This window comes from Ruminococcus sp. BSD2780120874_150323_B10 (genome assembly GCF_015553695.1).
In the GTDB taxonomy this organism is placed as follows: domain Bacteria; phylum Bacillota; class Clostridia; order Oscillospirales; family Acutalibacteraceae; genus Ruminococcoides; species Ruminococcoides intestinale_A.
Genome location: NZ_JADNHD010000009.1, coordinates 44338 through 64483, shown reverse-complemented (window position 1 = coordinate 64483; position 20146 = coordinate 44338). Strand labels below are relative to the sequence as shown.

The 20146-nt window shown below is 38.5% G+C and carries 18 protein-coding genes and 1 pseudogene; 5 read left to right on the top strand and 14 right to left on the bottom strand.

Features of this window, described 5'->3' with window-relative positions; all coding sequences use genetic code 11:
- Positions 1-973 precede the first annotated feature (973 nt).
- The 14 genes and pseudogenes from I2E21_RS07305 to I2E21_RS07240 all read right to left on the bottom strand — a co-directional run bounded on the left by I2E21_RS07305 (position 974) and on the right by I2E21_RS07240 (position 11999).
- On the bottom strand, positions 974-2038 hold the full coding sequence (locus I2E21_RS07305) for an FUSC family protein (protein WP_195410867.1): 1065 nt from the start codon (positions 2036-2038) through the stop codon (positions 974-976).
- 33 nt (positions 2039-2071) lie between these two features.
- Entirely contained in the window at positions 2072-3115 is a 1044-nt protein-coding gene (locus I2E21_RS07300; protein ID WP_195410866.1) for a HAMP domain-containing sensor histidine kinase, read from the bottom strand.
- Positions 3115-3825, bottom strand: coding sequence for a response regulator transcription factor (locus I2E21_RS07295; protein ID WP_003693048.1), 711 nt, complete (start codon positions 3823-3825; stop codon positions 3115-3117). Before I2E21_RS07295 ends, I2E21_RS07300 begins: the two co-directional genes overlap by 1 nt.
- Positions 3826-3940: 115 nt before the next feature.
- Positions 3941-4313: pseudogene (locus tag I2E21_RS07290) on the bottom strand (phospholipase D-like domain-containing protein); the annotation flags it as partial.
- 158 nt (positions 4314-4471) lie between these two features.
- Positions 4472-4897 (bottom strand): MarR family transcriptional regulator, encoded by a 426-nt coding sequence (locus I2E21_RS07285; RefSeq protein WP_195410865.1) that lies wholly within the window; start codon positions 4895-4897, stop codon positions 4472-4474.
- A gap of 1 nt (position 4898) precedes the next feature.
- The gene (locus tag I2E21_RS07280) at positions 4899-6263 is read right to left on the bottom strand and encodes a citrate/2-methylcitrate synthase (protein WP_186935202.1); all 1365 of its coding nucleotides are present in this window, start codon (positions 6261-6263) and stop codon (positions 4899-4901) included.
- 255 nt (positions 6264-6518) lie between these two features.
- Positions 6519-6746 (bottom strand): helix-turn-helix domain-containing protein, encoded by a 228-nt coding sequence (locus tag I2E21_RS12470; protein WP_295026333.1) that lies wholly within the window; start codon positions 6744-6746, stop codon positions 6519-6521.
- A gap of 77 nt (positions 6747-6823) precedes the next feature.
- Positions 6824-7030 (bottom strand): hypothetical protein, encoded by a 207-nt coding sequence (locus tag I2E21_RS07270; protein WP_186935201.1) that lies wholly within the window; start codon positions 7028-7030, stop codon positions 6824-6826.
- Complete coding sequence (locus I2E21_RS12560; protein ID WP_333780949.1) at positions 6987-7112, bottom strand: hypothetical protein; 126 nt, start codon at positions 7110-7112, stop codon at positions 6987-6989. The genes I2E21_RS07270 and I2E21_RS12560 overlap by 44 nt, the downstream gene beginning before the upstream one ends.
- Positions 7113-7338: 226 nt before the next feature.
- Complete coding sequence (locus tag I2E21_RS07260; RefSeq protein WP_022233904.1) at positions 7339-7518, bottom strand: hypothetical protein; 180 nt, start codon at positions 7516-7518, stop codon at positions 7339-7341.
- Between the two features lie 529 nt (positions 7519-8047).
- Positions 8048-8476 (bottom strand): GNAT family N-acetyltransferase, encoded by a 429-nt coding sequence (locus I2E21_RS07255; protein WP_195410864.1) that lies wholly within the window; start codon positions 8474-8476, stop codon positions 8048-8050.
- Positions 8477-9079: 603 nt separating this feature from the next.
- Complete coding sequence (locus I2E21_RS07250; protein ID WP_207735319.1) at positions 9080-9283, bottom strand: hypothetical protein; 204 nt, start codon at positions 9281-9283, stop codon at positions 9080-9082.
- A gap of 168 nt (positions 9284-9451) precedes the next feature.
- Entirely contained in the window at positions 9452-10630 is a 1179-nt protein-coding gene (gene rlmD / locus I2E21_RS07245; protein ID WP_195410862.1) for a 23S rRNA (uracil(1939)-C(5))-methyltransferase RlmD, read from the bottom strand.
- 70 nt (positions 10631-10700) lie between these two features.
- Positions 10701-11999: a hemolysin family protein gene (locus tag I2E21_RS07240; protein ID WP_195410861.1), complete on the bottom strand. Its 1299-nt coding sequence runs from the start codon at positions 11997-11999 to the stop codon at positions 10701-10703.
- Positions 12000-12180: 181 nt separating this feature from the next.
- On the opposite strand from I2E21_RS07240, the gene I2E21_RS07235 reads away from it, so the two are divergent.
- The 5 genes from I2E21_RS07235 to tyrS all read left to right on the top strand — a co-directional run bounded on the left by I2E21_RS07235 (position 12181) and on the right by tyrS (position 20125).
- The gene (locus I2E21_RS07235) at positions 12181-12981 is read left to right on the top strand and encodes an ATP-dependent Clp protease proteolytic subunit (protein WP_022233909.1); all 801 of its coding nucleotides are present in this window, start codon (positions 12181-12183) and stop codon (positions 12979-12981) included.
- A 95-nt stretch (positions 12982-13076) separates the two neighbouring features.
- A complete protein-coding gene (locus I2E21_RS07230; protein WP_195410860.1) occupies positions 13077-14039 on the top strand; it encodes an undecaprenyl-diphosphate phosphatase in 963 nt (320 codons plus the stop codon).
- A gap of 24 nt (positions 14040-14063) precedes the next feature.
- Positions 14064-16838: a DNA translocase FtsK gene (locus I2E21_RS07225; protein WP_243240605.1), complete on the top strand. Its 2775-nt coding sequence runs from the start codon at positions 14064-14066 to the stop codon at positions 16836-16838.
- 17 nt (positions 16839-16855) lie between these two features.
- A complete protein-coding gene (locus I2E21_RS07220; protein ID WP_195410859.1) occupies positions 16856-18778 on the top strand; it encodes a YgiQ family radical SAM protein in 1923 nt (640 codons plus the stop codon).
- Between the two features lie 123 nt (positions 18779-18901).
- The gene (gene tyrS / locus I2E21_RS07215) at positions 18902-20125 is read left to right on the top strand and encodes a tyrosine--tRNA ligase (RefSeq protein ID WP_022233913.1); all 1224 of its coding nucleotides are present in this window, start codon (positions 18902-18904) and stop codon (positions 20123-20125) included.
- The last annotated feature ends 21 nt before the right edge of the window (positions 20126-20146 follow it).

The following is a 20146-nucleotide window of genomic DNA, read 5'->3' as shown; positions in this document are numbered from 1 at the left end:
CCCTATTGTACACGGGAATGGCGGAACGCACCTTTTCCCTTGAAATCCAGTGGTTCGAGCCTGTGATAACCTTGAATTGCTCTATCATTTGTATAGGCAAACAGGGAAAGCTCTATTCCTTAAACTTCATTTTTCATGTCATCCCTACAAACTGGAATTTATATTGCAATCATTTTTTCTTTAATTCTAGAATATTCTTCTCGATCTGCTGTATAACCCCCCTGAAATCATCATCCGTTTTTTCTGTCGGATCTTCAAGTTTCCAGTTGTCATCAAACGCTCTGCCAATAAACGGACAACCTACATCACAACCCATGGAGATGGAGATGTCTGGCTCCGGGATGCTTGATATCAGCTTAGAATACTGCTTTTTCTACATGTCGATGCCGTAAAGCTCCTTCATGAGACGGACGGCATTCTGATTGATCTGGGGCGCAGCAAGTATGATGGAATCCTTCAGGAAATCAATGCCCGTATGATTCTGTATAATTTCTGTGAATTAGTGACATCTCACACTGTGATAAAAACATCTAAAAATACAAAACACGTCTATAAAATTAATTTCGCCATCGCAGTAAACATATGCAGGGCATATCTCAAACACGGTGGTAACGAAACAGAGACCATGCTTCTCATACAAAAATATCTGACACCTGTCAGGTACAATTGAAATTATCCTATCCACCTCCGTCCAAAGAGAAATAGGGATTTCATGTATCGGGTTGCATAAATCTCGTTACCATTATACTCCATTATGAGGCAGATATGCAATCTGTCTTTTTGTCATACCCCAAAAAATGATTTGAACTCATCATACACCTGCTTTCTACACATTAGTGCACCTAAAAAATACAGCATTTCTTAACTGAACAGTATTTTCAATGCATGACCGCATATTATATACTGTTTTCATCATAAAAAACCTTATCTAGGAACCGTAATAATTCTATTCAAATTTTCTTCCTGATTCACTTCACTCTGCATGTACGGTCACATCACTTTCCTTTTTTTTAGACATAAACCAATAAAATATAACACAAAATACTAAAGCAAACACAACACCAAAAACATTTTGAATCACTCTAAGACTAACTGCTCCTTGTAGTCCATAAGTCTCTGCAGCAATGGCTAAAGCACCAAATGTGTTAAATACTGCCTGCCAGCCATATTGTGCTGAAAATCCTACACCGATTCCACCAAGAATTCCTATATATGCATAGATTGACGAAGGAAGCAGAAAATATAATACTGTAAAACATATAACACCTGCAATATTTCCGACAATCCTTTTACGGACTCTGTAGTGCATATCTTCCATAGACGGCAAAATCACGGACATGGCCGCAATACCAGCCCACATTGCACGTGGCATATTACAAAGTTCTGCAATGCAAAGGACAATCGGTACGCATAAAATCTGACATATCTGCCATTTTGTTCTGGAAGAAGTGATATCAAATTCTTGTATCAGATCTTTCAGATTACTTTTATAAGTTCTGTTTTTATGATTTCGATAAAATACGAAGCAGGTAAGTGCTGCACCTAAAGCCATTCCGACTAATCGCATCTGATAGCTTTTTCCCGTAACATCATAACCATATAGCAGCAGATACCCAAGAACCAATGTAGATTGATTAAACATTAATGGATTATGGCATCCGAACAGAATCAACACAGCCAGTGCCGCAATATTTAACAGCATTCCCAATACCGGTGAAAACTGATTTGCTAAATGCGGACATACAGTCATAATTACAAAGAACAAAGCCAAAAGCATCGTAGATTGTCCGGTGTGGATCCCCAGATCCGCATTTCTAAACACCATGAGACATAATAAGACTACTACACCTACAATGCTGTTCTCATTTCCAAATAGGATGCTGAAAATACTAACAAAGAAAAAACAAAATGCCATTGTAACAGCTATCTTCACCAGATATACCCACATATGATATAATTTTTCTTTTAGTGTTTCACTCTTTTTCAACAGGTTTTTAGAACCTGCCTGATTTAACTGCAACTCCTGATAAAATGTCATATAAATCCTCCCATCTTCTAATTTATCTTAAAACTATATAATCTCATCTTTCTGCTTTGGCAGCTCTATAACAAATCTGCATCCACCATATTCACGGTTTTCTGCTTTGATTGTTCCTCCGGCACTATCTACAATCCGTTTTACAAGTGCAAGACCTAGGCCATTCCCTTCTGCTTTATGAGATCCATCTACCTGATAGAACTTGTCAAATATTCTGGATTTTACATCATCCTCTATTCCTGGTCCTTCATCTTCCAGAATGAATTTAACAGAATCCTGTTCTTGTCTCAGAAACATCGTAATTGTCCCCTTTGAAGGGCTGAACTTAATCGCATTATCCAAAAGATTTATCCAGATATGCATAAAAAGTCCTTCATTCCCAGTATATTTAACTTCCTCCAATTCTACCTGAAAACCAATTTCTTTTTCTGTCCATTTTGTTTCCAATGAAAGAAATGCCTGGCGGATCTGTTCATCCAGACGATATTCTGTTTTTTTCATTGGTATATTCTGATTCTCTAACTTGGATAACAGCAAAATATTACCAACCAATCCGGAAAGTCTTTGGGTGTTAAATAAGATTTTTTCTACATATTTCTCTTGATCCGGAGACAGTTCTTCTCCCTGAAGCAGCATTGTATATCCTTCAATGGCATTAATCGGGGTCTTAAACTCATGAGAAACATCAGATACAAAATTCATCTGCAGCACCTCTGTTGCACGAAGTTCTTTTGTCATAACGTTAAAACTTTGATAAGATTCTCCAACTTCTGCTATACGGCTGTTCGTTTCCAAATGCTGTTCAAAATCTCCCTGAGAAACTTCCTTCATTGCTTTACTAAGTCTGGTAATTGGTTCCAGTAACTTTGCATTAATAAAGGAAGTGATCAGCCCTGCAATCAATGTATTGAAAATCAAAAGCCAGCCAAGCACAGGTATGCTGCCCGGCAGATAAAAAAAATGATTCAAAAAAGCAAATAATAAAGCAGATATGACTGTTGAAAATACAAGTGCCAGCCAGATTGCACCGGTCAGACAGGATCGGATCCGCAATCCTTTTTCTTTCTTTTGTTCCATTATTTTTTCACCACCTTGTATCCAATTCCACGCATTGTTACGATTTCAAAATCAGGGTTATCTTTAAAACGCTCTCTGATTCTTCCTATATGTACCTCTATCGTATGTGGGTCTGCCTCCGTCTCGTATCCCCATACTTCATCCATCAACTGTTGTTTTGTAAATGTTCTGCCTGGCGAAGCTGCAAGCTTATATAAAAGCAGGAATTCTTTTTTAGGCAAAACAAGACTTTCCTTATCAGTTGTAACCGTCATTGCATCATAATCAAACTCTGTTGAACCGATCACAATTTTGTGTTCATTCAGTATCTGTGCACGGCGAAGCAGTGCTCCGACTCTTAAAACCATTTCATTCACATTTACCGGTTTTACCATATAATCGTCACTTCCCGAAAGAAATCCCTGGCGCATATCATCAAAGGAACCTTTCGCAGTGATCATAAGCACCGGTATCTGATATCCTGCTGAGCGAAGTTCTGACACCAGTTCATAGCCATCCATAACCGGCATCATAATATCAGAAATGATCAGATCAATATATTCCTTATCCAATACTTCTAATGCCTGTGCTCCATCCGATGCACTTTTGACTTGATATCCATTCTTCTCAAGCACTTTTTGGAATAGCTGGCTTAATTCTTTATCATCTTCTACAATCAATATTTGAAACACGTTTTCCTTCCTCCTTATTAAAACAGATACCTTGCCCATCCAAGCAGATGCTGTACCAAAAATATTTTTCTCTGACGTTTCTTTGTTAATTCGATTGGCTCTACATGATATGGATCACGATAGGTTCCATCTTCCAATACCTGGCGGGACACTCTTTCATATCAATCCAGCTCTTCATTCCATCTACTAACAGACGAATATGTACGCCTCTGTCTGCCGCATCATGCAGTGCTCCTAAAATCAATTTTCCACTTTCATCGGATTGAAATGCAAAAGTAGAAAGAATAATTTCCTTTTTTGCATTCTTGATCAAACGCACTCTTTGTAAAAGTGCTTCTGGATTCTTTTCTATGATTACTGCCAGTTCTGTATTTTCACTTCATTCGTTCCATGACCCATTTTTTGTTTCTTTTTTTGGTTGTATTGGACACTTCCGGCTGCTTTTTATATGCAACGCAGATTCCGAGCAATTCATAAAAAGCCACACATAAAAAAATTGCCAGTATAACAAGAAGGATTTTATATATTAAGGATTTTACATATTTTATACTTTTTCATTGTACATCACCTGATTCCTTTTTATTTCATACTTATACAATACAAAGTCAATCTCAATTTAACCTCAACAAAATTTATTTTTATTCTAATATATGAAGGAGCTTTTCTTACTCCGTTGTATTAATCACTATTTTATTTCTTCCATAAGCTGTCGGATTTTTCTCAATGTACACTGTGTAACTGCCAGGTCATCTTCTTGTATATTCGATATGATTTTTTCATAAGCTTCTATCATTTTTTCTTTCTGACAATTACTTAATTCAATTGCCTTGTTCGTCAAAACCAGGTATGTTCTTTCTTTTTTTTCATCTAATTTCCAGATAATATATCCTTTATTTTCAAGACTTTTTACCATCTTAGATGTTTCTGGAATCGATAATTTCATGTATTCTGCCACTTCTGAAAGATATACTCCTTCATGACAGTCTGATTTTTCAACACATTCCTTTATACTATAAAGGAACAAATAATCTGTTCTTTCAATAAATTCAAATATGCTTTCAACATTGACGCTCTTTAAAAAAAACTCCTCTGCACTGGTTCCTGCTCCCATATTATCGTTCCTCTCTTTCTATATATTCTTTTTTGCTGACTAGACTCTTATATGCCGGTCGAATGATCTTATCTGTAGTTATCAATTCTTCCAGGCGATGTGCACTCCAACCAGCAATTCTTGCTATCGCAAATAATGGCGTGTACAATTCTCTTGGAATATTCAACATATCATACACAAAACCACTATAGAAATCTATATTAGGACTTACTCCTTTGAATATCTGACGCTGCTTTGCAATCAACTTAGGTGCAATCTTCTCAATATTGTTATAAAGGGCCATATCTTTCTCACGTCCTTTATCCCTTGCGAGTTGTTCTACAAAGCCTTTGAACACCCTTTCTCTCGGATCTGAAATAGAATACACAGCATGTCCCATTCCATAAATAAGTCCTTTCTGATCAAACGCCTCTTTCTTCAAAATCTTACTCAGATATGATGTAATTTCCTCTTCGTCTTCATAATCTTTCACATGACTTTTAATATCATCCATCATATTCATTACCATCAGATTTGCACCGCCATGTTTTTTCCCTTTTAAGGATGACATTGCTGCTGAAATAACAGAATAAGTATCTGAACCTGAAGATGTTACTACCCGTGTAGTAAATGTAGAATTGTTACCACCACCATGTTCCATATGTAACAATAATGCTATATCCAGTACTCTTGCTTCCAGTTCTGTGAATTTTGTATCTGGTCTTAATAGGCGCAGGAAATTTTCAGCAATAGATAAATCTTTTTCAGGTCTATGAATATACATACTTTCGTTTTTTTCATAATGACAATAAGCATGGTATGCATATACTGCTAACATAGGAAATACTGCGATCAACTGCATACTCTGCCTTAGCACATTCGGAATTTCAAGACTTTCTTTCTCCTTATCGTAAGAGCCCAATGTAAGAATACTTCGAGTCATAGAACCCATAATATCTGATGTAGGTGCTTTCATAATGACATCTCTGGTAAAGTTAGTCGGTAGTTCCATACAATCAGATAGTCTTCCCTGAAATTCCATTAACTGTGTATCAGTTGGCAATTCTCCGAATAAAAGAAGATATGCTCCTTCTTCAAAGACAAACCTTTTTCCTTTACCTCCTGTTACTAAATCTTTTATATTATAACCACGATAAGATAACTCGCCATCACATGGGCTCTTTACTCCATCACGATATTCAAAAGCTTTTATATCAGAAATATTTGTAAGCCCCGTCAACACACCTTGGCCTTTTTCATCTCGTAAGCCTCTTTTTACACCATACTCTGAATACAGATTCTTACTAATGCTATCATTTTGTTCACAAAAAATTGCTTGCTGTTTCATATAATTTTCCAAATTGCTCATTTGAATCGCTCCTTTCATTCTGTTACGAACTTACATACTATACTCAGATATTCTTGTTTCCAGAGTATTCAGCATTGTCTGTTCTTTTTCTTATTCTTATTCATTAGCAATACAATACAATGGAAAACTCAATTTAACCTCAACAAGGTTTGTTTTTTTCATCCATGCAAAATCTTCTTTGTACAACAGACTGTTAGATATAGCAAAAACGGCCTTCCAAAAACAGTTAACTTCTAAATCAACTGTTTTTTAAAATGTCGTTTCATCAGACTCTTATAGCAATCCAGCAAATAATCTCATAAATAATTGTCCCAGTCGCAAATATGCACTTCGTTCGGTTTGATATTGGTCTGTCACATCACGACATTCTCCCATCGTTCTTATCAGATCATTTTTTATTTCCACAACTGCCTGACGACTTACAAAAACTTTTTCTGCAAGCTCATCCTGCGACATTCCCTTTTGAGTACGAAGTTCAAGTATAACCTGTTTTGTATCCACTATGCAGTACCTTCCTTACACCTTTATTATAGTCTCACGCATTATCTCAAACAAGCAACTCGCAGTTGCTGTCCTTATTACTTGGCTTTTTCGTTCACGGCTACCCAAATTTCACAACGATAGTTTGGGGCGGTTGTATCCGCAGACGGATAAACTTCAAACTCCACGCCCTTGGCATATTCATGCTGCGAGCTTTGCGGGAAGATTCTGCCGTTTCTTGACATCGTATGCTTTGGAGTGTTAGATTTCCTGTCCTTTGTTTTCTTTTTCCTGCATACCCTCATCGGCTTGTGCAATCATCTGTCTGTACTGTTCTTTTACACTTTCCGGTGCAAGTATCTGTACCTTGCCATTAAAGCCAAACACCCAACCGAAAAAGGTTGGACTGGCTGATACTTCGGTCTGTACTCTGAAAGACGTAATATCATACGCAAGGTTGTCACATCTTCTCCGAAGCGGTCAACCATTGTTTTCATCAGGGTGTTATCACAGCGTAAATCCACAAGAACTTTCTCGCCTGAGAACATAGAGAACACTTCTTTTGTAAAATTCTCTTCTCAAAGGACAAGTTGGCAAACTGGAAGTTGTATCATCATTTATCTTTATCTTTTTTTGAAAAAATAAGACTGCCAGATATACCAAAAGATATACCCAGACATATTCCGATTCCAATTCCAGCCATGCTATTTAAGACATTTATAAAAACAACGCTCCAAAGTATTGCTGCGATTATTCCAATAGTGACTCCTATAATTATCCTTTTGTTGTTCATCAGCTTTATCCTCCATAAATTCCGATTTATCTAATTTCTATTAACATCTATTTCACTGTTCATGAACCCCTCAAAACGGTCGAATTGCAGGATTGCCTGTCAGCTTTTTGTCCTATAAAATTCTCTCCAAACACACTGACATCTAATCCACTCACTCAATTTGCATTATCTAATCCGAGGTTACAACCTGAACAAAATTTTGCGTTGGATATGTTTCCGTAAGATATAGCCGAGTGTTTTTGATGGTTAAATATATAATTCTAAATTTAGAAAAAGCCATCAAACAAGCCGCATTATAGATTGTTTGATTATTTCCTTGACATCAATACTATGGTTTCAATATGGCGCGGTTGTTCAACGAAAAACATACTCACTATTGTACACGGGAATGGCGGAACGCACCTTTTCCCTTGAAATCCAGTGGTTCGAGCCTGTGATAACCTTGAATTGCTCTATCATTTGTATAGGCAAACAGGGAAAGCTCTATTCCTTAAACTTCATTTTTCATGTCATCCCTAGAAACTGGAATTTAGCACTTCCATACCATTGTAAATTCATTTTCTCCCGTATTATCATCTACACATTCAGATTGGATACTAAATTCTTCTCGCAGATAAAATTGAATTGCTCTCTCATTTTTTTGATAAACGTTCAATTTTAGAGTGGACTTGATTTTCTTCACCTGATCCAATAACTGTTTTCCGGTTCCCTTTGACTGTGCTACATCTTTTATAAAGATTCCTTCAATATAGTCGTTATTTAATCCAATAAATCCATCTATCTGATTTGCATTGTCAACTTCATGCACATATATTTCTGCAAGTGGAATCATTTCTTTTACCATATCAAAGTTGCTTTTCCAGTAATCTTGAGATATAAAACTATGTGCCTGAATATTCGTATTCAACCATATTTGCATTACTGAATCTAGATCACCAGCAACGTATTTCCTAATCATTTCATTGTCTCCTCAAATTCCAATTTATCTTTCTACTCAACTACACGCCAACTTCTTTAAAATATTAACATAATATTTAAGCTCATTCAAGGAACTCAAATAAACACACAAGTGGAATACCTCAAATTAAGTTTGGAAAAAGCTGATTAATGCTAAGCATTCGTTTCGCCGTTTTGAGCAACGCTCGAAAATACGTCACTGAGAGGACTGTGAACAAACGACAGAAACGATTTATTCAGCGTTTCCTTTGTTTATATGAAATTGCAATATAACTGCATATAGAAATCAGGAAACTTATACAGTACAAAACAACCGCTCCAAAACTAAACAATATTTCTCCCAAATAAGTTAGTCCTGGCATAAATCCATATCCAGGAAGATTATTAAAGTAAATCATCAGTCCTATGGATATAAGCAGCGGAATTAGTTCTGACGAAAACAATATCCGCCAAAGTTTTTTTATTTTCTTGCGAATGGTTATCACAAATAATATTATTTGAAATGTAAAAATTACTATATATGTAATCAGTAAGAACAGTGCCATTACTATTTTCCTCCGTAAATTCCGATTTGTCAATTTCATTAAATATGAAATTTGTCTCTCTATCGTGGATTCAGATATGTAATCGGATTCTGTGCCGACTGATTCAACTTCAGTCTGGCTATCGACTTTCCAATGTAGAATGTTTCATTCTCATCCAACGGAAATCCCTGCTCATATCTTTCATCCACGAAGAACACTCTGTTTTTAGTGCCTTTTCCAATATAGAAAATTTGCTTACTGCGTGGATCTATGAGTCCATACACATAATGATCTCCGAGTGAAAGAAGACTCTTCTCTGAAAATCTATCCATTCGTTTCTCCTAGTGTGCTGTCTGCATTCCCTTATTTGTATCCAAATCAAAGCCAACCTGCCAAAACAGCACAGCCTGACCAATACGCACAAACCACACCGTTAAGCCACCTATCCCGATTTACTCCTCTTTCCTTGACATCACCACCACGCACTCAATATGCGCTGTATGTGGGAACATATCTACGGGTTGGATTTTTTGGATTTTATATGTGCTGTTCTTATCTATGTATGCCAAATCTCTTGCTAAGGTTTCGGGGTTGCAGGAGATGTATACTACTGTTTTTGGCGACATTTTTATAAGGGAAGAGAGGAATTTTTCGTCACTGCCTGCTCTCGGCGGGTCCATAAATACTACATCGGGCTTTTCGCTTTCTTCTGCGACTGCCTCCATAAATTCGCCTGCATCGCCCTGATAAAATCTTATATTCTTCAAATTGTTTGCTCTTGCGTTCTGCACCGCATCCTTGACTGCGTCTTTGTTAAGTTCAACGCCTATAACTTCGCCTGCACCGTGCTTTGCGGCAACAATTCCGATTGTGCCGATTCCACAGTAGGTGTCAAGCACTGTTTCTTTGCCTTTTAGATTTGCAAATTCGATTGCTTTGTTGTAAAGTACCTCGGTCTGCACAGGGTTAATCTGATAAAAACTCTTTGGTGAAATTCTGAATTTGCATCCGCACAAAATATCCTCAATATATCCCTTGCCGTACAGTACTTTTTGCACATCGCCGAGCACAAGGTTTGTTCTGTACGGGTTTATATTCTGCACAACTGTTTTGATTTCGGGAAACTGTTTGGTAATCGCTTTTACGAAATTATTTTTTGACGGAAAAACAGGAGTGCCTGTTACCAAAACAAGCATTACTTCGTTTGTTGCAAAGCCTCTTTTTACAAGTATATGTCTTAAAAAACCTCTCTGCTTGTCCTCGTCATAGGTTGTGAGCTTGAAAGATTTAAGCATTTTTCGTACGGCAACTATGATTTTATCCGCCGTTACATCTTCTGTCATACATTCGTCAATGCCGACGATGTGGTGAGTTCCCGATTGGTAGACACCCGAAATTATTTTACCGTTTTTATCTGTTCTGAACGCTGCCTGAACCTTGTTGCGGTAATGATAGGGTGTGTTCATACCGATTATTTTATCTGCCTTGCAAAATTTTGAGAGCAGTTTTTCAACTTTTTTCTGTTTAAAGCTAAGTTGCTCGGTGTAGGTGAGATTCTGCAACTGACATCCGCCGCATTTTTTATATACGGGGCAGCTGCCTCTTTTTATGTTTTCTTTTGTATTGCTCATAATTTATTCTCCGTATCAATATCTGAAAAGAGCCAAGGCTTTGGGTGCTTGGCTCTTTATTTTGTATGTATTATTCTTCTTTTTCTTTTTCGTCTGTTGCTTTTTCTTCGTTTGTATTTTCGTCAACAAGTCTTTTTACAACAACACGAATAATTCTCTGATTTGCCACTTCCATAATCGTAAAGCGGAAACCGCCTGCCTCTACGCTTTCACGCTTATTCGGAATACTGCCTGCATTTTCAAGAATGTATCCGCCGACGGTTATGCTGTCACTGTCAATGTAATCTTCGTCAAGGTCGAACAGCGCAAGCATATCGTCAAGCTCGAGGTCGCCGTTTACAAGAAATTCATTCTTGCCGATTTTGTAGTAGTTGTGCTCAATTTCTTCGTCCTCGTCCCATATGTCGCCGACGATTTCTTCAAGCAGATCTTCCATTGTGAGAATACCGAGAGTTCCGCCGTATTCGTCGGTAACAATTGCAAGGTGAACTTTTATTCTCTTAAAAGTGCTGAGAATTTTTGAAAGAGGTTGAGTTCTGAATACAAAGTACGGCGGCTGCATTATGTCACGCACATCCGGTGCGATGCCGTCCGCAAGTTTTTCGAGATAATCTCTTGTGTGAAGTACGCCGACAATGTTGTCAACGGTATCTTTATATACAGGAATTCTTGAGTATCTGTTTTCAATAATTAAATTCTTAATTTTCTCCGGCGAATCGTCCACGCTTATGAATGTAACATCAACTCGAGGTGTGATGACTTCTTCGGCGGTTTTTTCGTCAAAGTCAAGTGCAAGGCGAACCATCTCGCTTTCGCTTTCTTCAAGCACGCCTTCTTCTTCAATGCTTTCTACTATATATTTAAGCTCATTTTCGGTAACGCTCGGTGCATCCTCTGTTCCGCCCGCAATCTTAAGGGCAAGGCTTTTGAATTGTACAAGGATAAACACAAGCGGGGTTAAAATGAACATCAAGAACTTTATTATGCCTGCTGTTTTAAGAGAAAAGCTGTCGCAATTTTCTTTAGCCAAACATTTAGGAAGCACCTCACCGAATGTGAGTACAAGCAAAGTAGTTGCACCCGTTGCAATAGCTGAACCGTAGTCGCCGAAAAGTGCCATACACAATACCGTTGCAAGTGATGAACAGCTAAGGTTTACTACATTGTTGCAGATAAGAATGGTGGTAAGTGCTTTGTCAAAATTTTCAATAACAAAAAGAGCGGTTGTTGCTTTTTTGTCGCCGTCTTCGGATTTCTTTTGAATGCGGATTTTGTTTACAAAAGAAAACGCTGTTTCCGTTGCGGAAAAGAACGATGACAATGCAATAAGTACGAAAATTACTATCGCCATTACTATGTTTGATGCCAATTAAATTCACTCCAAAAAACATTATTACTTTTATACTACTATAATTCTTTTATATCATTATTGTTTTTAAGAAAAAAGAGCAAAAAGATTGAAATATATTGCTATAAATGCTATAATATTTAATTGCAAAATACATTATTAACGCATTTTTGGAAAAAATATTTTTCGGAGGTGCATTAATATGGCACAAAAAGCAAAAGAAAAGAATACCACAGCAAAAAAATCGGGTAAGTCAAGGGTTGATAATACAGTAAAAAATCCGAACGAACAGCCCGAAAAAAAGTCGCTTGAAAAAGACAGTCCCATTGACGAACAGCATACGGATCAGGTAGAAGAAACAGGTTCGGTGCTCACTACGCATAAAGACAGCGTAATTCATTGTCTGACAATTATAGGACAGATTGAGGGACATTACATTCTTCCGCAACAGAATAAAACGACCAAGTATGAGCATGTTATTCCGTTGCTTGTATCTATTGAAGAGGACGAAAGAATAGATGGACTGCTTATTTTAATAAATACGGTCGGCGGAGATGTGGAGGCAGGACTTGCCATTGCCGAGGTGATTTCGGGAATGAAAAAGCCTACGGTTTCAATCGTGCTCGGCGGCGGACATTCCATTGGCATACCGCTTGCCGTTGCGGCAGACAAGAGTTTTATTGCACCGAGTGCGTCTATGACGGTGCATCCTGTGCGAACTACGGGACTGACGCTCGGCGTTCCGCAGACTTTTGAGTATTTTCAGCGTATGCAGGACAGAATTACAACCTTTGTTGCGGAAAATTCCGATATTTCAAAAGAACGGTACAATGAGCTTGTTCTCAACACGGGCGAACTTGTAATGGACATCGGAACGATTCTTGAGGGGGAAGAGGCTGTCAGTGAAGGTCTTATTGACGAGGTCGGCACGGTTTCGGATGCAATTGACTGCCTGTACACAATGATAAAACGCAATAAGACCCGTAAAAAACGTGGCAGATAATTTTATTTTTTACAGTAACCGCATATAAATAAATGCGGTTATATGGGCGGTCAAAAGTCGCCCTTACATATTTTATGGTTAAAGGAGTACATATTATGTCAATTATTGATGCAATCATTCAGGGCATCGTGCAGGGCTTAACAGAGTTTTTGCCTGTATCGAGCAGCGGACATCTTTCTATTACACAGCATATTTTGGGCGCAACGGAAAATAACCTTTTCTTTAATGTTATGCTCCATGTGGGAACACTTGTAGCGGTAGTTGCTTTTTACCATAAGCTTATATGGAGTCTTATCAAGGAATTTTTCTCACTTGTTAAAGATGTATTTACAGGTAAATTTAAATGGAAAGAGATGAATTACGAAAGAAATCTTATTATGATGCTCATTATAGGACTTCTTCCGCTTTTCCTGTTATTCCTGCCTATTCCGGGCACGGATATGAAAATTAAAGATCTTGCCGATGTTCTTACAGGCGAAAGATACTTGATTGTGGTTTCGATTTCTTTGATGATTACAAGTATTTTGCTTACTGTCGGTATTATCTGCAACAAGAGAACTATCGGTTCAAACGCAGGTTTTAAGCATTTAAAAAATGTAAAGCACAGCGAAAATTCGGCAGGCAAAGAGAGCTTTAATGTTCTTGACGCTGTATGCGTAGGTCTTATGCAGTTTGTTGCTGCAATTTTCCCCGGTATTTCCCGTTCGGGTTCAACTCTTGCAGTCGGTGAGATGAGAGGTATAAACAAGCAGAAAGCGCTTGACTACACATTTGTTCTCGGTGTTCCGTCAATACTTGCGGCAGCTCTTCTTGAGGGTGTTGACGCAATAAAAAGTCCGGAGGGCATATCAATTGACCCTGTGGTAATTATAGTTGGTATGGTAGTTTCTGCAATTGTAGGCTACTTTGCAATTCTTATTTTCAAATGGTTCTTAAAGACCGACAAAATGATAATTTTCGTAGTATATACTGCACTTGTAGGTATAGTATTCCTTGTTATTTCCTGCATTGAAATGAACACAGGAGCAAATGTCTTTACCGGTGCAATGATTCAATAATGCTTTTATCGGAGGTAGTATAAATTGGCAACCCAGAAAAAGACAACCAAAAAGAAAGCTTCAGGTAAATCAACCTCCTCAAAAGCAAAAAACACTAAAAAAAGTCAACCGATACCTGAATCACAACCTTTGCTGACACCAAGGATAAGAGCAATTATCCTTGGTGCTTTATCACTGTTTTTTGTAATTTTAATATTTGTTCAGAGCGTAAATTTATGGAGTACGGTTCGTTCCGCACTTTTTGGAGTATTTGGCTTTGCAACATTTTTTGTTCCCGTCTTTCTTATGTATATGGCGATTATTACGGACAAGGAAAAGCAAATACAGCATTTTAAAAGTAAGGTAGCACTCTGCATACTTATTGTTTTGCTGATAGGAGCATTGATTTATGTTGCAACAGGCACTCCTCATTCGGAAAAAGGTTATCTTGCCTGTGCAGGCGAACTTTATCTCGATATTTTCGAAAGTGAATCTTACTTTACATTCGGCGCCGGTTTTATCGGAGGATTGCTTGGTTATCCTATGGCATCGTTAATCGGAAATGTTCCGACGGTATTGATTTGTATTCTTGTATTGCTTGCCGTTATTTTCGGCATTACAAATCTTTCAATCAATGATATTGCAGAAGCTGCCGCATCAAAGGTTGAGCAAGGTGTTACATATGTAAAGCACAAGAGCGAAGAAAAAGCAAGGGTAAGGCGTGAGTACATTGCCGAGCGTGAGGCGGAAGAGGCACAGCGTGAGATGTTTATTGCAGGAGGAGAGAATGACAAAACCATAGTTTCTCCTCAAAAGAAAAAACGCAGAGGCAAGAGGAGCGGCATTGATATTCCTCTTGATGAAAACACTCACGATGATAATAAAACAAAGCTTAACAGAAAACTTGAGGTTGACTGCGACTACAAAGCAGATGTTAAAGATGCGTCAAAAGTTGCAGATGAAGTTGAAGAGCCGCAGTTTTATGAAAGTCCCGAAAAGGAAGTATACGGTGAAGAATACGAAGATGAAATAATACAGAATGAACATAACGAAAATGAAAATGTTTCTGACGATTTGATGGACATAATCAACAGAGCAAGCAAAAACTTTGATGAAAAGAATCATAAAGCAGAAACAGAACCCGAGCCGGTTCCGTCATACGAAGAGAACAGACATAACGAAGAAAACAGCTTTGAAGAAGAACTTGAAAATGCAAGCTATTCTCCTGTTGAAATCAGAGAAAAAGAAGAAAAGCCCGAGTATCATTTTCCGCCTATTCAGCTGTTAAGTCTTTCGGAAAACAATAACGATAAAAATGCTGCGGAAGAAATGCATAACAATGCGAAAAAACTCATTGATACGCTTGACAGCTTTAATGTAAAAGCATCTATAGTAAATATTTGCCGTGGTCCGTCTGTTACAAGATATGAACTTTCACCTGCTCCGGGTGTAAAGATAAGCAAGATTACAAACCTTTCAGACGATATTGCACTTAACCTTGCCGCAAACGGAGTAAGAATCGAAGCTCCTATTCCGGGCAAAGCCGCAGTCGGTATTGAAGTACCGAACAAGGTTGTAAGTATGGTTACTATGCGTGAGTTGATTGACTCCGATGAATTCAGAAGAGGAAAGAGTAAACTTACCTGTGTACTCGGTAAAGATATTTCGGGTGAAATTGTGGTTACCGACCTGTCAAAACTTACTCACTTGCTTATTGCAGGTACAACGGGTTCGGGTAAATCTGTTTGTGTAAACTCAATTCTTATGAGTATCCTTTACAAAGCTACACCCGACGAAGTAAAACTTTTGCTTGTTGACCCAAAAATGGTTGAATTTACAAAGTACAGAAGTATTCCGCATTTGCTTATTCCTGTAGTAACCGACGCTAAGAAAGCGGCGGGTGCGCTTGGATGGGCGGTTTCCGAAATGGAACAGAGATATAAGATTCTTTCGGAATACTACTGTAAAAATATTGACGCATACAATGAGCTTATAGAAGAAAATCTTAAGTATATGGCAGAAAATCCGCCTGTAGAAAATGAAGACGGCGAGCTTGTTCAGCCTGTACTTGAGAGAAACGGTTTACCCGTACCAAAGGAAAAAATGCCGAGAATTGTAATTGCAATTGATGAGCTTGCCGACCTTATGATGGCAGCTCCGAGTGAGGTGGAAGAGTACATTGCCCGACTTGCTCAAAAAGCAAGAGCCGCAGGTATGCATTTGCTTGTTGCAACGCAACGACCTACGGTAAATGTAATTACAGGTCTTATCAAGGCAAATATTCCAAGCCGTATTGCGCTTAAAGTAAGTTCAAATATTGATTCAAGAACTATCCTTGATTTCAGCGGTGCGGAAAAACTCATAGGCAGAGGCGATATGCTTTTCTTGCCTGTAGGTGCGCCAAAACCAATGCGTGTGCAGGGTTGCTATGCTTCCGATGAGGAAATTGAGGGTGTAACAAATTATATTAAAAAATCTTCTTCCGCTCAATATAATGCGGAGATTGAAGAAAAAATCAAGAGAATTGCCGCAGAAGAAATTACTCAGGGTAAAAAAGGCGATGACAGAGGCGGCGATGATATTGAAATTGACTCAAAAATGGAAGACGCAATTAAATGCGTAATTGAAGCAGGACAGGCATCTACTTCACTTCTTCAGCGCAGACTCAAGGTAGGCTATGCAAGAGCCGGCAGAATGATAGACGATATGGAGCAGATGGGTGTTGTAGGCCCTCACCAGGGTTCAAAACCGAGAGATGTACTTATGACCTATAATGAATGGCTTGAACACCGTAATATTATGGGCAGTGACGATGAATAGATTATATAGGTGATATTATGGCATTTTTACCGATGAATATAAAAGAGGTTAAAGCCCGTGGATGGGACGAAGTTGACTTTGTATATGTAATGGGCGACAGTTATGTTGACCACCCGTCTTTTGGTGCTGCCATAATTACAAGAGTGCTTGAGGACTGTGGCTATAAGGTTGCAGTCCTTTCTCAGCCTGATTGGAAAAATGACGCCGACTTTTTACAGTTTGGCAAACCAAGGCTCGGTTTTTTTGTTACGGCAGGCAATATAGACAGTATGGTTGCACATTATACCGTTGCAAAGCGTAAGCGAAGTGATGACGCTTATACGGCAGGCGGTAAAAACGGCAAGCGTCCTGACAGAGCTGTAACTGTTTATTCAAATATAATCCGCAGACTTTACCCCGATTCGGTAATAATTATCGGCGGACTTGAAGCCTCGCTAAGAAGATTTGCTCATTATGATTATTGGAAAAACACAGTAATGCCGTCTGTACTTTTTGACAGTAAAGCAGATATTATTTCTTACGGAATGGGCGAGCTGCAAACTATTGAAATGGCAAAGCGCTTGTCGGAGGGTTATCCCGTAGAGGCTTTGTATGACATCCGTGGTATTTGCTACGCTGTAAAGACAAGCGATTATGTTCCGAAAACCGTTGTGGAACTGCCGAGTTACGAAAGAGTTTGTGAGAGCAAAAAGGACTATGCAATTGCTGCCAGAAAAGAGCTCGAAGAGGCAGATGCGGTAAGAGGCAAAACTCTTATTCAGCGCCACGGCAACTTTATTTTAATTCAGAATCCGCCTATGCAGCCGCTTGACACAAAACAGCTTGATTATGTGTATTCGTTACCGTATGAAAGATGGTATCCGCAGTGTTACGAAAAACTCGGCGGTGTACCGGGTATTCAGGAGGTACTTTTCTCAATTACGCATAACCGTGGTTGCTTTGGCGCTTGTAATTTCTGTTCGCTTGCGTTTCATCAGGGAAGAGCGGTAACGGTAAGAAGTAAACAGAGCGTTATTGACGAGGCAAAGTCTTTTCTTAACGATAAGAGATTTAAAGGATATATAAGTGATGTGGGCGGCCCTACAGCCAACTTCCGTCTGCCGTCCTGCGAAAAACAGAAAAAGGCGGGACTTTGTAAAAGTAGAAAGTGTCTTGCTCCGACTCCTTGCCCTAATATGCAGGTGTCGCATACGGAGTATCTTGATATTTTGCGAGAATTGAGAAAACTTGACGGCATTAAAAAAGTATTTATTCGCAGCGGTATTCGTTTTGATTATCTTATGGAAGATCAGAGTGACGAATTTTTCGAAGAGCTTGTAAAGTATCATATAAGCGGTCAGTTAAGAGTTGCGCCGGAGCATTGCTCGGCTGCAGTTCTTGACAGAATGGGTAAACCGCACATAGAAACTTATAAAAAGTTTTGCGATAAATTCTATAAACTGACAGGTCGTATGAGTAAAGACCAATACATAGTGCCGTACCTTATGAGTTCGCATCCGGGTTCTACTTTGAAAGATGCGGTGGAACTTGCACTGTTCTGTAAGAGGGAGAATATACATCCAAAGCAGGTGCAGGACTTTTATCCGACTCCGGGTACAATTTCAACCTGTATGTTTTATACAGGCATAGACCCTTATACAATGAAAGAGGTTTATGTACCGAAAACAGAGGAAGAAAAGTCAATGCAAAGAGCACTTTTGCAATACTTTATTCCCGAAAACAAACAGAAAGTAATTAAAGCACTTATAAAAGCAGGCAGAAAAGATTTGATAGGTTATGATTCAAAATGTCTTGTTCAGCCAATGAGTAATCAAAATAATTATAAGGGAAATAATAAAGGTCAGAAATCTTCTTACAATTCAAATAAAAACAATTCCCGTAACAGAAACGGAAAACAGACAAAAGATAAGTTTGCAAAATACAGAAGAAAAAAGAAATAAATTAACTGTAAATGCAAACCGTCAAAGCCCTGTTCTTATATGTAAGTTTAGGTATTGACCTATTGTAAATTTTGATTTATAATTAACAAATGAAAACAAAATCAGAAAGGATTTTATAATAAAATGGGAGTTTATGAGGAATTAGTAGCCAGAGGTCTTATCGCTCAGGTTACAGATGAAGAAGAAATCAAAGAGCTTGTCAACAACGGTAAAGCTGTATTTTATATCGGTTTTGACCCTACTGCTGACAGCTTACATGTAGGTCACTTTATGGCGCTTTGTCTTATGAAACGCTTACAGATGGCAGGCAACAAGCCGATTGCTCTTATCGGCGGCGGTACAGCTATGATCGGTGACCCGTCAGGCAGAACAGATATGCGTCAGATGATGACTACAGAAACTATACAGCACAATGTTGATTGCTTTAAAAAGCAAATGGAGCGTTTTATTGACTTTTCAGACGGTAAGGCACTTATGGTAAACAATGCCGATTGGCTGCTCGACCTCAACTATGTTGATGTTTTGCGTGAAGTCGGTGCTTGTTTCTCTGTAAATAATATGTTAAGAGCAGAGTGTTACAAGCAGAGAATGGAAAAGGGATTAAGTTTCCTTGAGTTTAACTATATGATTATGCAGAGCTACGATTTCTATGCTCTCTATAAGAAGTACGGTTGTAATATGCAGTTCGGCGGTGACGACCAGTGGAGCAATATGCTCGGCGGTACAGAGCTTATCAGAAGAAAACTGGGTAAGGACGCATACGCTATGACTATTAATCTTCTCCTTAATTCCGAGGGTAAAAAGATGGGCAAAACCCAGTCCGGTGCTGTATGGCTTTCAGCAGAAAAGACAAGTCCTTACGATTTTTACCAGTATTGGAGAAATGTAGCCGACGAAGATGTAATCAAGTGCTTAAAGATGCTTACATTTTTACCGCTTGAGCAGATTGATGAGCTTGCTAAACTTGAGGGCAGTAATCTTAACAAGGCTAAGGAGATTCTTGCATATGAGGTAACAAATCTTATTCACGGCAAGGAAGAGGCAGACAAGGCACAGGAGGCTGCAAGAGCTTTGTTTGGCAGCGGTGCAAATACAGACAATATGCCTTCTACAGAGCTTACGGACGCTGACTTTACAGATGACGGTATCGCAATTCTTGATCTTCTTACAAAGTGTGCGCTTATTCCGTCAAAGGGGGAGGGCAGACGCCTTATTCAGCAGGGCGGTGTTGCCGTTGATGATGAAAAGGTAACAGATGTATATGCAAATGTTCCTAAGTCTGCTTTTGAAAAAGGCTATGTTGTAATTAAAAAAGGCAAAAAGAAATTCCATAAGGCTGTTTTATAATTCACTTTATTAACTCAATCA